This window comes from Paenibacillus yanchengensis (assembly GCF_042684845.1).
Taxonomy (GTDB): Bacteria; Bacillota; Bacilli; order Paenibacillales; family Paenibacillaceae; genus Pristimantibacillus; species Pristimantibacillus yanchengensis.
On sequence record NZ_JBHUMH010000012.1, the window covers coordinates 203,237 to 217,850 of the forward strand.

At 39.5% G+C, this 14,614-nt stretch carries 17 protein-coding genes; all 17 read right to left on the reverse strand.

Annotated features, from left to right (window positions below; translation table 11 throughout):
- Nucleotides 1-57: 57 nt before the first annotated feature.
- Nucleotides 58-1,761 (reverse strand): DNA repair protein RecN, encoded by a 1,704-nt coding sequence (recN, locus tag ACFSTH_RS04765; protein WP_377771826.1) that lies wholly within the window; start codon nucleotides 1,759-1,761, stop codon nucleotides 58-60.
- 15 nt (nucleotides 1,762-1,776) lie between these two features.
- A complete protein-coding gene (gene ahrC, locus ACFSTH_RS04770; RefSeq protein ID WP_377771828.1) occupies nucleotides 1,777-2,229 on the reverse strand; it encodes a transcriptional regulator AhrC/ArgR in 453 nt (150 codons plus the stop codon).
- 28 nt (nucleotides 2,230-2,257) lie between these two features.
- On the reverse strand, nucleotides 2,258-2,719 hold the full coding sequence (locus tag ACFSTH_RS04775) for a hypothetical protein (protein WP_377771830.1): 462 nt from the start codon (nucleotides 2,717-2,719) through the stop codon (nucleotides 2,258-2,260).
- A gap of 141 nt (nucleotides 2,720-2,860) precedes the next feature.
- Nucleotides 2,861-3,688, reverse strand: a complete 828-nt coding sequence (locus tag ACFSTH_RS04780) for a TlyA family RNA methyltransferase (protein WP_377771832.1) — start codon at nucleotides 3,686-3,688, stop codon at nucleotides 2,861-2,863.
- A 22-nt stretch (nucleotides 3,689-3,710) separates the two neighbouring features.
- Nucleotides 3,711-5,612: a 1-deoxy-D-xylulose-5-phosphate synthase gene (dxs, locus tag ACFSTH_RS04785; protein WP_377771834.1), complete on the reverse strand. Its 1,902-nt coding sequence runs from the start codon at nucleotides 5,610-5,612 to the stop codon at nucleotides 3,711-3,713.
- Between the two features lie 209 nt (nucleotides 5,613-5,821).
- Entirely contained in the window at nucleotides 5,822-6,736 is a 915-nt protein-coding gene (locus tag ACFSTH_RS04790; RefSeq protein WP_377771836.1) for a polyprenyl synthetase family protein, read from the reverse strand.
- A gap of 2 nt (nucleotides 6,737-6,738) precedes the next feature.
- Nucleotides 6,739-6,996 carry an exodeoxyribonuclease VII small subunit gene (xseB, locus tag ACFSTH_RS04795; RefSeq protein WP_377771838.1) on the reverse strand — a complete coding sequence of 86 codons (258 nt, stop codon included), beginning with the start codon at nucleotides 6,994-6,996 and terminating at the stop codon, nucleotides 6,739-6,741.
- A complete protein-coding gene (xseA, locus tag ACFSTH_RS04800) occupies nucleotides 6,989-8,353 on the reverse strand; it encodes an exodeoxyribonuclease VII large subunit (protein WP_377771840.1) in 1,365 nt (454 codons plus the stop codon). Before xseA ends, xseB begins: the two co-directional genes overlap by 8 nt.
- Nucleotides 8,354-8,370: 17 nt before the next feature.
- Nucleotides 8,371-9,222, reverse strand: a complete 852-nt coding sequence (folD, locus tag ACFSTH_RS04805; RefSeq protein WP_377772061.1) for a bifunctional methylenetetrahydrofolate dehydrogenase/methenyltetrahydrofolate cyclohydrolase FolD — start codon at nucleotides 9,220-9,222, stop codon at nucleotides 8,371-8,373.
- Nucleotides 9,223-9,228: 6 nt separating this feature from the next.
- Nucleotides 9,229-9,720 carry a transcription antitermination factor NusB gene (gene nusB / locus ACFSTH_RS04810; RefSeq protein WP_377771842.1) on the reverse strand — a complete coding sequence of 164 codons (492 nt, stop codon included), beginning with the start codon at nucleotides 9,718-9,720 and terminating at the stop codon, nucleotides 9,229-9,231.
- 116 nt (nucleotides 9,721-9,836) lie between these two features.
- The gene (locus tag ACFSTH_RS04815; protein WP_377771844.1) at nucleotides 9,837-10,067 is read right to left on the reverse strand and encodes a DUF2273 domain-containing protein; all 231 of its coding nucleotides are present in this window, start codon (nucleotides 10,065-10,067) and stop codon (nucleotides 9,837-9,839) included.
- A 16-nt stretch (nucleotides 10,068-10,083) separates the two neighbouring features.
- Complete coding sequence (gene amaP, locus ACFSTH_RS04820; protein WP_377771846.1) at nucleotides 10,084-10,641, reverse strand: alkaline shock response membrane anchor protein AmaP; 558 nt, start codon at nucleotides 10,639-10,641, stop codon at nucleotides 10,084-10,086.
- 94 nt (nucleotides 10,642-10,735) lie between these two features.
- The gene (locus tag ACFSTH_RS04825) at nucleotides 10,736-11,143 is read right to left on the reverse strand and encodes an Asp23/Gls24 family envelope stress response protein (RefSeq protein ID WP_377771848.1); all 408 of its coding nucleotides are present in this window, start codon (nucleotides 11,141-11,143) and stop codon (nucleotides 10,736-10,738) included.
- A gap of 118 nt (nucleotides 11,144-11,261) precedes the next feature.
- Entirely contained in the window at nucleotides 11,262-12,611 is a 1,350-nt protein-coding gene (gene accC, locus ACFSTH_RS04830; protein ID WP_377771850.1) for an acetyl-CoA carboxylase biotin carboxylase subunit, read from the reverse strand.
- A gap of 51 nt (nucleotides 12,612-12,662) precedes the next feature.
- Nucleotides 12,663-13,157: an acetyl-CoA carboxylase biotin carboxyl carrier protein gene (gene accB, locus ACFSTH_RS04835; RefSeq protein WP_377771852.1), complete on the reverse strand. Its 495-nt coding sequence runs from the start codon at nucleotides 13,155-13,157 to the stop codon at nucleotides 12,663-12,665.
- 173 nt (nucleotides 13,158-13,330) lie between these two features.
- Nucleotides 13,331-13,906 carry a SpoIIIAH-like family protein gene (locus ACFSTH_RS04840; RefSeq protein ID WP_377771854.1) on the reverse strand — a complete coding sequence of 192 codons (576 nt, stop codon included), beginning with the start codon at nucleotides 13,904-13,906 and terminating at the stop codon, nucleotides 13,331-13,333.
- Between the two features lie 29 nt (nucleotides 13,907-13,935).
- The gene (gene spoIIIAG / locus ACFSTH_RS04845; RefSeq protein ID WP_377771856.1) at nucleotides 13,936-14,565 is read right to left on the reverse strand and encodes a stage III sporulation protein AG; all 630 of its coding nucleotides are present in this window, start codon (nucleotides 14,563-14,565) and stop codon (nucleotides 13,936-13,938) included.
- Nucleotides 14,566-14,614 lie beyond the last annotated feature (49 nt).

A 14,614-nucleotide genomic window follows, 5' to 3' on the forward strand; every position in this document is an offset into this window, starting at 1 on the left:
TAAGTTACCCCGTGCTCCCCGTTTTATGTCCATAAAAGATTCCCTTTATTAGATCGTTTAAGCACCTTTTAAACCATGTGCCAAATCAAGCATTTCTTGTGCATGATTGCGAGTTTTTTCCGTAACTTCTACGCCACCTAGCATACGGGCTAATTCTTCTATACGCGCTTCTTGTACAAGCATAGTTACCCCTGTTGCCGTTCGATCCTGTACTACTTGTTTACGAATTTCATAATGATGATCTGCCATACATGCTACTTGTGGCAAATGTGTAATGGAAAACACTTGGCATCTCAATGCAAGATTTGACATACGTTCTGCAATTGCTTGCGCTGCTCGTCCACTAACACCTGTATCGACTTCATCGAAGATAAGGACAGGTACTTGATCAATTTCGGAAAAAATACTTTTTAATGCAAGCATAATACGTGACATCTCACCACCGGAAGCAATTTTTGCAAGTGGCTTTAATGGTTCACCGGGATTAGATGATAACATAAATATTGCTTCATCCATACCATTGTTGTTCAATCTAATTTCATTATCATGATCGGTCAGAACATCAATTTTAACGTTAAATTTCACATTTGGCATTTGCAACAATTTAAGCTCTTGTTCAATATTGCTGGCAAGCTCAGTAGCCGCATGTTTGCGCAGCAAAGATAGTTCTGTCGCTAATCGTAATGCATCGTCCATTAATTGACGTTCCTGCTTCGCTAACTGTTCCAATATAGCATCACGATTTTCAATCTTGTCACGTTCTGTTTGGATAACTTGTAAATATTGCAGTATCTCTGCAATCGATTCGCCATACTTTCGCTTCAAACTGTTGATCAATGCAATCCGATCATCTACTTCGATTAGCAGTTGCGGATCTACATCAATATTGTCTCGATAATCACGCAACTGGAATGATGCATCTTCCGCTTGATAATAAGCGTTAGATAATTGTTCATGTAAAGGTGAAAGCATTTCTTTGTCGTAAGACATAATCGATTCTAGTTTGCTAAGCGCTGTCGCCAACGCATCAATTGCGCCCGCTTCACGTAACAATGTATAGGCTTCATTAGTATGATCAATTAACTTGGTAGCATGCATTAATTTTTGTTTTTCTTCTAATAATATTTCATCCTCACCAATAGTTAACGCAGCGCTTTGAATTTCTTCCATTTGAAAAGAATAAAGATCGTACATTTGAGCACTCTGTCGAGTTGTTTGTTCTAATTGCTTCATCTCTGCTCTTACCTGTTGTAACTGTTTATATATGTGCTGATACGAGTGCTTGCGATCGGCAAGCAAATCACCTGCGTATAAATCTAACCATTCCAAGTGTCTTTCCGTTTTAAGTAATGACTGATGCTCGTGCTGCCCATGAATATTAACAAGAAACTCTCCTACTTCACGCAACATCGTCATCGTTACTAATTGCCCATTAATTCGACTGGAACTTTTTCCAGCAGCCGAAAGCTCACGACGAATGACTAGTGCCTCATCTGCAGCAGCATTAATACCGATTTTGTGTAATACGTTCCAAACAGGATGTTGGGCTGACAAATCGAACATTGCTTCTATGACCGCTTTATCACATCCATGACGAACCATTTCTGCGGAGCCGCGACCACCAATTACTAAACCAAGTGCATCAATTAGTATTGATTTTCCTGCTCCTGTTTCACCTGTTAATACATGAAATCCTTGACGAAAGGTCACATCAACTTGTTCAATAACTGCTAAATTTTTAATCGCTAACTCACGCAACATTACTAGTTCCTCCTCTTAATTCAATTGCTCTAATAATCGTTCGACGACTTCGGCACTTTGCTTCTTCGTCCTACAAATGATGAGAATCGTATCATCACCACAAATTGTTCCCATCACTTCTGCCCAATCCATGCTGTCAATTAAACCGCCTATCGTATGAGCGGTCCCAGGCATACATTTCAACACAACAAGATTATCTGTAAAGTCAATATGGGTAAAATGATCCAAAAGGGCCCGCTTCAATTTATGTATAGGATGTTGTTTCTGCATATCAACAGGTAAGGAATAACGATATTTCCCTTCTTCTGCTGGTACCTTAATTAACATAAGTTCTTTCATATCACGAGAAACCGTTGCTTGCGTTACGTTCATGCCACTTTCACGCAATGCATTCACCAATTCTTCTTGCGTCTCAATCAATTGATTGGACACGATTTCTCTTATTTTGTACTGCCTAATTCCTTTCACACAAAGCTCCTCCATTCATTATTCTCCACTAATCAAATAAAAAAGTTACTTTATGCAGGGAATCATCATTACCATCCACGACGATTACCCCCACGCAATGGGGCAATACAAGCGAATATATTAAGAAAGAATCACGCAAACTGTTAGCAGTAAATTCAATAGTACTACCCGCTTTAACAAGCTTAACAATATAAGTGGCGTGATCTTTCTCCACGATGTAATCAATATGTAATCTCGCTGTATGTGACAGCGGTTTATCATTTATTTCAATTGGAATACGAACGATATGTTTACTGGAATGTACCGTATAGCCTGACTTTGTCAGTAATTTCACTACTGGATCTTCTTGATCTACAGGTTGACCTTTACCGAGAGTAATAGCATTCATCGCTACAGGTGTATGTAACCAACGATATAGAAACCGATACAACCATATAATAATTATTACCGCAAAAATCGCCATTATGAACAAGTCTACGTATTTCATCACCGAAATGCCTCCCACTTAGATAAATCGATTAAGCGAACGCTTGTTTGGTTATTCTTAGTGTATCAAATATTTTCAACATAGTAAAGCAAAAAGATGCCAAACCAGCATTTTACTGTTCAGCATCTTATCTTGTTTGATTATTTATTTGTTACCAAAGGTTGCTCGAGCATCATCTACTGTTTGCTCTAAGTGTGCATGCGAAGGTACTAGCTCAGCAGTATCTCCTGTGTGTAACCAATGTGCCAAAAATTCAATATTACCTTCTCCACCAGTAATTGGGGAATAAGTAATACCAAGCAAACGAAAGCCGGTTTGAGCAGCAAATGTAGTAATCGATGAAAGTACTTCTAAATGTACAGATTTTTCCCGAACTACACCTGATTTTCCTACTTTTTCTCGCCCAGCTTCGAATTGTGGTTTTATCAATGCTACTACTTCTAATTTTTCTCCAGCAAGCTGCCCTAGTACGGGCAAAATAAGCTTTAAAGAAATAAAAGAAACATCAATAGAAGCAAATTCTGGTTTAACATCATTAACATCACTTGACTGCATATGCCGAAAATTAGTTCGTTCCATTACAACAACACGTTCATCATTACGAAGCGACCAATCTAATTGGTTATATCCTACATCGATGGCATATACTGTTTTGGCTCCATTTTGCAAAGCACAATCTGTAAAGCCACCTGTCGATGCTCCAATATCAAACATTATTTTATTATGCAAATCAATTTGAAATGTTTGTAATGCTTTTTCTAATTTTAGACCGCCACGACTTACATATGGATGAACTGCACCTTTTACTTTGATCGTAGCGGTGCGCGGCACTTTCATGCCGCTTTTTTCTACCGGTTGATCATCTACATAAACAAGCCCTGCCATAAGCGCCGCTTTGGCTTTCTCACGGCTTGTGAAGTAACCTTGTTCGATCAATAATATATCGATTCGTTCTTTGCTTATCGTCGTCATTTCTTAAACATCCATCCTGTACTTACTGTTGACTTGTTGATACTCGTCTTATTTGAACCGGTAACATCGCTCTAAGCTCTTGAGCTACTCGTTCGGCTGTAAGCCCTACTTCTTCTCGCTGCTCTTGAATAGATCCATGTTCTACAAACACATCTGGAACACCAATAATTTTAACTGGAATATTATATAAACCTTGCTGTGAATAGAACTCGAGAATCGAACTTCCAAAACCGCCCAACACCGAGCCTTCTTCAAGAACTACGATTTTTTTGTTCTGCTCAGCGAATCGGCGCAGCATCGTTTCATCAAGTGGTTTAATGAAGCGAGCATTGACTACTTCTACCGACTTACCTTCACGCATTAGCAAATTAGCAGCCTCTTCCGCCACTTGAATCATTGGTCCAATCGCTAAAATCGTAGCAGAGTTACCTTCTCTAAGCGTCTCCCACTCACCGATTGGTAATGGTTGTGGATCAGCATCTAACTCTACACCAACACCACTTATACGTGGGTAGCGAACAGCTATCGGTCCATCTTTATAATCAATTCCTGTTTTCATCATACGACGCAGTTCATTTTCATCTTTTGGCATCATTAAAACTAAATTAGGTACATGTCGCAAAAACGCGATATCATATACACCTTGATGCGTCTCACCGTCAGGTCCAACAAAACCAGCACGATCAATGGCAAAGAAGACATTCAAGTTTTGTCGGCATATATCATGCACTACTTGGTCGTATGCCCGCTGTAAAAACGTTGAATAAACTGCAAATACCGGTTTCATTCCTTCCATTGCAAGTGCAGCTGACATTGTAGCAGCATGTTGTTCTGCAATTCCAACATCAATCATTTTACCAGGGAATCGTTCCGCAAACTTCAATAAACCTGAACCACCTGGCATCGCTGGCGTTACAGCAACAATGGAGTCATCTTGTTCGGCTAGCTCGATCAACATATCACCAAAAACATTCGTATACATTGGTGGACCAACCACTTTAATCATTTTACCAGATTCTATTTTGTATGGAGATGCACCATGCCATGCATGTGAATCAGCTTCCGCAGGCAAATATCCTTTTCCTTTTATTGTAATAACATGGACTAGGACTGGTCCTTGAATAGAATCAGCTTGCTTCAATATTTCTTTCATTTGTTCCATATCATGACCATCTACCGGTCCTAAATAAGTAAGCCCAAATTGTTCAAACAAAATGCCACTCACAAGTAAATACTTTAAACTGTCTTTAAATCTCTCCGCTGTTTTAGCTAACTTACCACCAATAGCAGGAATCCGATTTAAAAACTGTTGCAAATCTTCCTTCGCACGCTGATAATGGCGGTCGGTTCGGATTTTACTTAAATAATGATGTAATGCACCCACATTAGGTGCGATCGACATCTCGTTATCATTAAGAATAACGATCATTTTACTTTTTTCATGACCAATATGATTCAATGCTTCCAATGCCATTCCACCAGTGAGCGCTCCGTCACCAATAACCGCTACGACACGGTTATCTTCACCTTTGAAATCACGAGCCATAGCCATTCCCATTGCCGCTGACAAAGATGTACTACTATGACCAGCTTCCCATACATCATGCTCACTCTCCGCACGTTTGACGAATCCACACATTCCTTTGTACTTGCGCAGCGTATCGAATTGCTCACGTCTACCTGTCAATATTTTGTGTACGTAAGATTGGTGACCAACATCAAATATAAACTTATCACGGGGACTATCGAACAAGTAATGCATCATAATGGTTAATTCCACAACACCTAAATTGGGAGCCAAATGCCCACCTGTCGTCGATAATTTTTCAATTAAAAATTGTCGAATTTCTTCTGCAAGTGTTTCAAGCTCAGCAGCAGTCAATTGTTTTAAGTCTTGCGGATCGTTTATTTTATTAAGCAGCACTATATTTTCCTCGCTTTCGGAGACAGTTTATAACGATCAACTACTGTCCTGTTCACGATACTTCTTATCTCTAAATTTATTGCGTTAACTAAGGATCACATTGTCTGTATTCTCACATCTATTAATCGCTAATTCATATTGGCGGCTAACTTTCTCTTTCTTGAGCTAGTATAGCATATTCATGAACAGATGCATAATTTATGGCAACGTTAGTGATCACGATGTACTAAGTAATCCGCGATTTGCAATAAACGTTCTGGTGCTGCAAAATTAGCATTTACGATCGCATTTTTTGCTTCTGCCGTCAGTTCAGCTACTTTCAGTTTACTTTCTTCAAGCCCATATAGATAAGGATAGGTTACTTTACTTTGCTCTACGTCACTATTCGCTTTTTTCCCCATCTTTTGCTCATCACCAATTAAATCTAATATATCATCTTGGATTTGAAACGCTAAACCGATATTTTGCCCATAGATGCGCAGCTGTTCTAGCTGCTCCTTGCTAGCGCCACCGATTCTACCACCAGCCGTAACTGCAAATACGATCAGATCACTCGTTTTGTGCAGATGAATAAATTCTAATTCTGCAATCGACGTAATCCCTTGCTCTCCTTCCATATCAGCAACTTGACCTCCGACCATTCCGCTAGGACCAGATAGTCTCGATAGATCTTCTACAATCGCTAGTAAATCTGTAGCTGTTAGTGTGCTGTTTGTTTGAACACGAGTAATTAAATGAAATGCATGCGTTAATAAAGCGTCGCCGGCTAAAATGGCCATCGCTTCTCCAAATACTTTGTGATTCGTTGGTTTTCCTCTTCTAAAATCATCGTCATCCATTGCTGGCAAGTCATCATGAATTAAAGAATAAGTATGTATATATTCGATCGCACATGCAGCTGGCAGTGCATTGTGAACAGCTTGCTCACTATTTTGCACCGCATTTGCCGCAGTTAGTAACAAGGTTGGTCTAATCCGCTTACCACCTGCTTCCAACGAATAAACCATCGCTTCTCGTAAACGTTCTGGAATAGGCCACTCGGTCGGTAACATAGTGCGGAGCGCTTGCTCAATCATAGATGCTTGGGACTGTAGATATTGTTCAATAGATATCATCGTCTTCAACCTTATTCCCCTTTATCCTCATTTACTGTCGTAAACGTTTTTTTATCTATTTTTCCATTCGACTCCACTAACAATTCAATTTTACTTTCGACTTCTTCCAGTTTCCGATTACACAAGTTTGATAATTCCATTCCTTCTTGAAATAACTCAATCGCTTTTTCTAAAGGTACATCTCCATTTTCCAATTGCGTGACAATTTGTTCCAATCGATCCATTGCCATTTCAAAATTAGGTTTTTCCTGCATTTGCTGTTCACTCATGCCCTTCACCCCGCTCTTCTTCCACAGATTCCACTAAACAGTGTATCGTACCGTCCGCTAACCGCACTTCAATGTTGTCCCCTGCTTGTAACCGACTTGTAGTGGTAACTAATCTATGCTGGTGACGATCATAGACAAGCCCATAACCTCTTGCCATTACTTTTAGCGGGCTCAGTGCATCGAGTTGCTTCATGGAACTTATCAACTGCATTTGCTTGCGGTTTATAATAACGTTCGTCGATTGATTTAGTTTATATTGCAAATTTTCCAATTGTTTTTGCAACAATACTTTTCTTTGCTTTGGATGAACAAGTTGTAATTTCCCATGCTGTTCAACTTGTTGCTCTTGCTTCGCTTGTATAAACTGCCGCATCGAATTTTGTAGCTGTAACTGCAAAAAATCTAATCGTTGCGCTTGATCCAACATATATTTGTGCGGCTGCACAAAAAATGGAGAACGAGTTAACCGAGATAACCGATCTCGATAGCGAAGATACCTTTGTTGCATAGCACCCAACAGTCGTTGTTGCTTATTCATGAATTGCTCCCGAAGATTATCCACATGAGGCACAACAAGCTCTGCCGCCGCAGTAGGAGTTGCTGCACGCAAATCGGCTACAAAGTCAGCGATAGTAAAATCAGTTTCATGCCCAACCGCACTTATAATCGGAATATGAGAATTAGCAATAGCTCTTGCAACCACTTCTTCATTAAACGCCCATAACTCTTCCAACGATCCTCCACCGCGACCGACGATTAACACATCACACATGTGACGGTCATTCATCACTTCTATTGCTCGAGCGATAGAAGCAGCCGCTTGCTCTCCTTGCACTAGTACGGGATAAATATAAATAGGAATAATCGGATAGCGCCGCCGTAAAGTTGTAATAATATCTTGCACAGCTGCTCCCGTAGGAGATGTAATAATACCAATAGCAGAAGGATAACGGGGTAAAGGACGTTTGCGAGATTCCGCAAACAAACCTTCTTGTTCCAACTTATTTTTTAATTGCTCAAAAGCTAGAAACAAATGCCCAAGCCCATCTGGTTGCATATTAGTGGCATAAAATTGATACTGTCCATCTCGTTCAAATACACTAATGTTGCCACGAGCTAGTACTTTAGCTCCTTCTTTCGGAATAAAGGATAGTTTAGCATTATGTGAAGCAAACATAACACTTTTTATGCGGCTATCTTTGTCCTTCAAAGTAAAGTACATGTGACCACTGGAATGATGGATGAAATTAGAGATTTCTCCTTGTAGCCACACATCACTTAATGTTACATCAGCGTCTAATTTCATCCGAATGTATTTATTTATTTCTTTAATCGTAAATACGCGTGATTGTTTCATAACAAGCCTCACCCCTTCTATTGGAGTGTTCTTTTTGCAGAAACCAAAGTATTTTTCATCAACATCGTAATCGTCATCGGACCAACCCCACCTGGAACTGGTGTAATATATCCTGCCGTTGCCAAACAATCATCATAATCAACGTCACCAGCAAGTTTACCGTTATCTAATCGGTTCATCCCAACATCAATAACAACAGCACCTGGTTTAACAAATTTGCTATCGATTGCCTTGCTTTTTCCGATTGCCACTACTAGTATATCTGCTTTACTCGCGATCTCTTCCATATTAACCGTTTTGGAATGACAAATGGTAACAGTCGCATTCTCTCTTAGCAATAGCATCGCCATTGGCTTGCCTACAATATTACTTCTACCAATAACGACGGCATGTTTACCAGCAATTTCAACGCCACTATGTTTAATTAACTCAATAACGCCAGCAGGTGTACATGGTAATAAACTATTATCACCAATAACTAAATTCCCTACACTTTGCGGATGAAAACCATCCACATCTTTTTTCACATCGATAGCATCGATAATTTCTTTTTCATTAATATGAGCTGGTAATGGCAACTGTACTAAAATACCATGAATCGTATCTTGACCGTTCAATGTTTCAATTAACTGTAATAATTGCTGCTCGCTTGTTTGTTCAGGTAAACGATGTACTTCAGAGTAGAATCCTATTTCTTTGCATGTTCTTTCTTTGGATGCTACGTACACTTTCGATCCAGCATCTTCTCCTACTAAAATAACCGCTAAACCCGGTGTGACACCTTGTTCTTTTAGTTGCGCTGTTTCTGCAATCAATTGTTCCCTTACTTGCAAAGATACTTCTTTACCATTAATAATTTGTGCGCTCATCAAAAATCAGTCCTCATTTCCTTCTATATTTTGTTCTACTTGCGGTTCTGCTTTCGATTCTACGTGTGATGGAAGTGATAGGATCAACTTGCCTAGCACTCCGTTTACAAACTTACCTGAATCTTCAAAACCAAAATATTTAGCCACTTCAATAGCTTCATTAATTGCTGCTTTAGCCGGAATATCTTCCCGAAATATCATTTCATAGCATGCGAGACGCAATACTTGTAAGTCAATTTTCGATAAACGATCTACTTGCCAACCCGTCAAATGTTGCTGTAGCATATCATCAAGCATTGGTTTACGCTCTGCCACTTGATAAGCAAGCTCACGCGCAAATTGCTCTGTTCTCGTCAATCCTTGTAACTCTTCTTCCCATTCATTTTCCCCATGCAGCTCTTCCATTACAACATCTACTGCTACTTCTATCGATACTTCATTCATCTCTGTTTGATATAAACTTGCTACCGCTATTTGCCTTGCTAATCGTCGTCTCATGTATCCTCCAAGGTCGCTTTTATGCGTAACTATTTTCACTATAAAATTGCAAAAACCTATGTTTTCCTCCCTGCTCCGAATAGATACACATCCGGAGAACGGAGGAGAACACAGGATTACTTGAATCGTCTAAATCGATCGTTGAGCGACTCCCATAGTCGTTGTATCGGCATCAATGGTGTATGGTTCATTTCCTTATACTTTCCAATGGAATAACCTGCATAAAGGAGCAGCACAACAAATAGCATGTCCCAAAAACCGAAAAACAAATAGACTATACTGAGGAATACTCCAGCAAAAATTCCTAAAATCCGTTTCCAGTATAATTTTAAAAATTCTTCTATCATGAGCAAACCCTCCTTGCTACTCTACGCGACTTTTAAACGTATTGGCTTGAACTACATTAGCGATAAATACAGCTACTGCAGCTACGGGCATGCCTGTAATTTCTTCTATATGTGATTTGACTGCTACTTGTACATCTTCTGTTAATTGAGGAATAGCTGTTTCTCCATCAATCACCGTTCGCAGTACAATATCTAAACCTGCATCCGTAACTTTAATTCTGGCACGCAAATCTTTAATACCACGTTGTCTAGATGCAGCTTTTAATGCTAAACTTTCAATCGTTTCCATAGATATACGAATATCGCCAAAGTCAGTACGTTGATCGATAGAAGTAGACGTTACCGAAGTTCTAGCAACAGATACGATAAAGAAACGCAAGCTCATGAGTAACAATACAACTGCTATACATATGGCAGTAATAGCAACTGTTCGATTCAGTTGAAGCATTTCGATGAATCTTTCGGAATATGTAAAAGGTATCCAGCCTAAAGTTGCTGCAATTACAACGGCAGAGATAATCATAATGACAATGCTGTATAAAAATAACAACATTTTATCAACTACTTTAACCATTGCGCGTCTCCTCCTGTCATTTCGAATGAAAACCCCCTAGTGCGAAGCGATATGCCCATCACAAGGGGGTATACATTGCAAATGCGTAAACTATCTACTTCACGCGATTTAACTGATCTTCTTCTTCTGGCTTATCCACAGGTTTAAAGTAAACATCATGGATATGAACGTTAACTTCCACTACATGAAGTCCTGTCATCATTTCAATAGAATGTTTGACATTATTCTGAATGTTGGCTGCTACCTCGGGAATTTTGTTACCATATTCCACGATAATTGAAACATCTACAGCCGCTTCACGTTGTCCAACTTCAACTTTAACACCTTTGGACAAGTTTTTTCTTCCTAGTAATTCGGCGATTCCGCCAGCCAAGCCTCCGCTCATACCTGCCACACCATCTACCTCTACTGTTGCCAGTCCAGCAATGACAGCGATAACTTCAGGAGCAATTTGAATTGTTCCCATTTCAGTCTTCTCATAATCAGCAGCAATTGTGCTCATGTTGGCTGTACACCTCCCTAAAGTTGCGCGTTTTCGGCTTCAAAGACGAGCCTGCATCCGCAGCTTATTTCTATACTATAACATTCCGCATAAAATATGACAAACAATTCTAGTTTAATTAATTAGACAGATCATGATCTTCTAAAAACTTAATATCGAAGTCGCCATCTATAAATTTCGGATGGTTAAGTAATTTCAAATGAAATGGAATTGTCGTTTTAATTCCTTCAATAGCAAACTCTTCCAGTGCACGTTTCATCCGCGCAATCGCTTCTTCACGAGTATTGCCCCACACAATCAGTTTCGCAATCATCGAATCATAGTGCGGCGACACATAGTAGCCAGGATAAACTGCACTATCAACGCGAACACCTATACCACCAGGCGGTAAATAAAACGGTACAAGACCAGCAGATGGCATAAAATTACGTTCCGAATCTTCCGCATTAATACGGCATTCAATCGACCAACCATTAATAGAAATATCTGACTGTGCAAATGGAAGCGGATTTCCTTCAGCAATCATAATCATTTCTTTGATTAAATCGACATTAGTAATCATCTCTGTAACCGGATGTTCAACTTGTATTCTTGTGTTCATTTCCATGAAATAAAAATTATTATCCGGACCCAACAAAAATTCTAGTGTACCGGCACCTGAATACTGAACTGCTTGTGCAGCTCTTACAGCTGCTTGCCCCATACGATCACGCAATTGCGGTGTCAAAACCGGACAAGGCGCTTCTTCTATTAGTTTTTGGCGACGTCTTTGAATCGAACAATCTCTTTCAAATAAATGTACGGCATTGCCGTGCTTGTCCGCCAAAATTTGAATTTCGACATGTTTCATACCGGTCAAATATTTTTCCAAATAAACACCAGCATTACCGAATGCTTTTTCTGCTTCTTGCTGAGCTGTAGTAATTTGAGAAATAAGCGCCTCTTCATTCTCGGCAATTCTAATCCCTTTGCCTCCACCGCCAGCTGTTGCTTTAATAATAACAGGATAGCCAATATTACGTGCTATTACCAGTGCTTCGTCCAAATCAGAAATCAAACCATCTGAACCAGGAATAACAGGTACATCCGCTTGCTGCATCGTTAATTTGGCAACTGCTTTGTCCCCCATTTTACTAATAGCCTCCGAAGATGGCCCAATAAAAGTAATATTGCATGATTCACAAATTTCTGCGAAGTCAGCATTTTCACTCAAAAATCCATAACCAGGATGGATTGCATCACATTCTGTTAATGTAGCTATACTCATTATATTAGTAAAATTCAAATAACTATCTTTAGCTAGCGTAGGACCGATACAGTATGCTTCATCAGCTAGTTTTACGTGTAATGCTTCACGATCAGCTTCTGAAAATACAGCTACTGTAGTAATACCAAGTTCGCGACAAGCGCGAATAATCCGCACAGCAATTTCGCCTCGATTGGCTATTAAAATTTTTTGGAATTTCACGTAAGAACCCCTTTCCAATGACTGTTCACCAGCAATTGATCATTGATTTGGTTAGTCAGCTTTTACAAGGAAGAGAGGCTGGCCATACTCCACTAACTGACCATTAGATACTAATACCTCTACTATTTCTCCGCTTACTTCCGCTTCTAATTCATTCATCAACTTCATTGCTTCCAAAATACAAACAGTGCTCTTCTCATGAATACGATCGCCTACTTTCACAAATGCAGGCGCTTCCGGTGATGGTGCGGAATAAAACGTTCCGACCATTGGAGAAACGATTTTGTGCAAGTGGTCATTACTTGACGTTTCATTTGCAGGAACCGCTGCTGGTGTTGCAGCATCGACTACGACAGGCGCAACTGCTGGTGCACCAGCAATCCCAGTATATGTATGAGAAATTGGAGCTGCTTGTACATTGACTACTTCTGTTTTACCAGGTTTGCGAATAACAAGTCTTGCTCCTTCGTTTTCAAGTTCCAGTTCCTGTACTGATGTTTGATCTACAAGCTTGATTAACTCTTTAATCTCGCTTAATTTGAACATGTTCCTTTTCACTCCTCTTCTTCACATGACGTAACACATTATATCATAAATTAACGAGAACACGAATCATTTTTTAAACTTATACTAGAAAATATGAAAGCTTCGGTTTAATCGGCAATTACCGACAAAAACCGAAGCTATCATTATTGCTTCACATCTAGTACTATTTTTGTTTATGGAACATATTGCACGGATACTTGGCTTGGTTTAACTGCCATTACACTAATTACTTCTTCAATTATTTCCGCTGCTTCCGTTTTACTTAGATTTTCACTTTTCACTACAACATTAAACTTATTTGACGTCTCGTCTACGTGCGCAACATCAAACTTTTCCATTAGCATCGTTTCTAATGCTTGTTTTTTCGATGTTTTTTCTTCAAATTTTTCCAAGTCAACAAAAGCGGCTACCGTTCCTTCTTCGTCATTAGCTGTATTTTCAATGGTTGCCATAATTTCATCGTATTGATGCTTCGTTGCTAGTTCACGTTTATCCATTAGTTCGCTAAATATTCCGCCACTTTCCATATTCTGCTCATATAGCGCCAATATTTCTTCTTCTGTTAAATTATCGCCATCTACAACTAATCCCTCTATATTGTCGAGTTGTTCTTTATTTTCTTGTTGCACCGTATTTTCTGAAAACATTTCTTTATCCACAGGGTCTTGCGTAAATAAGTAGTACGCTGATAAGATCACCATTAAAGTAAGCATAGATACAAGCCAAATTGTTTGTCTTTTTGAATTCATTATTATTCCTCCTATTAACCTTTTTCTTTTTATTGTTTTCTTGGAACGACAGATATGCGATTTATTGGTACATTTACTCCCCGCTCAACAGCTTGTATAATAAGCGTTCTAACGGTAGCATGCTCCGCCCCATTTGCTACTACGATTATTCCACGAATTTTCGGATTCAACGTTTTAGAAATAATTGGTGCATTATCACCATCATCATCTTGCAACATAATTTGCCCTGACTTAGTTGTAGATGTAATATGTCTGCGACCGCCATTGCGATCTACTTCATTCGTAATTTGCTCTGATTGCTGCTCATTACGTTCCACCACTATTTCTTCGGTAGAATCAATCGTGACTAGGACATCAACTGTGCCCACCCCAACGATATTTTCCAATATTTCTTTTAACCGATTTTCAATCGATTGTTCATATGTTTCAAACAAGGTTTCTAATTCTGATTTCTTACCAAGAGTAAGTGCAGCTTCCGGCTCCATCGCTTGCTCTTCTAATTGCGGCTCTACACTTTGCAGCGAAACGAATGAGTTTAACAACATTAAAGCTGCGCCAACTCCGCCTAGTATTAACAAATACCTTAGCGTTCGCACTCGCTTCGGCCCGCCGGATCCACCTCCTACAACTTTTTCGAATTTTTCCAGCCATTTCGCCACAATGTCGTTACTCTCCTTTCCACTACAAAGGTACTGTACGATTTGACTT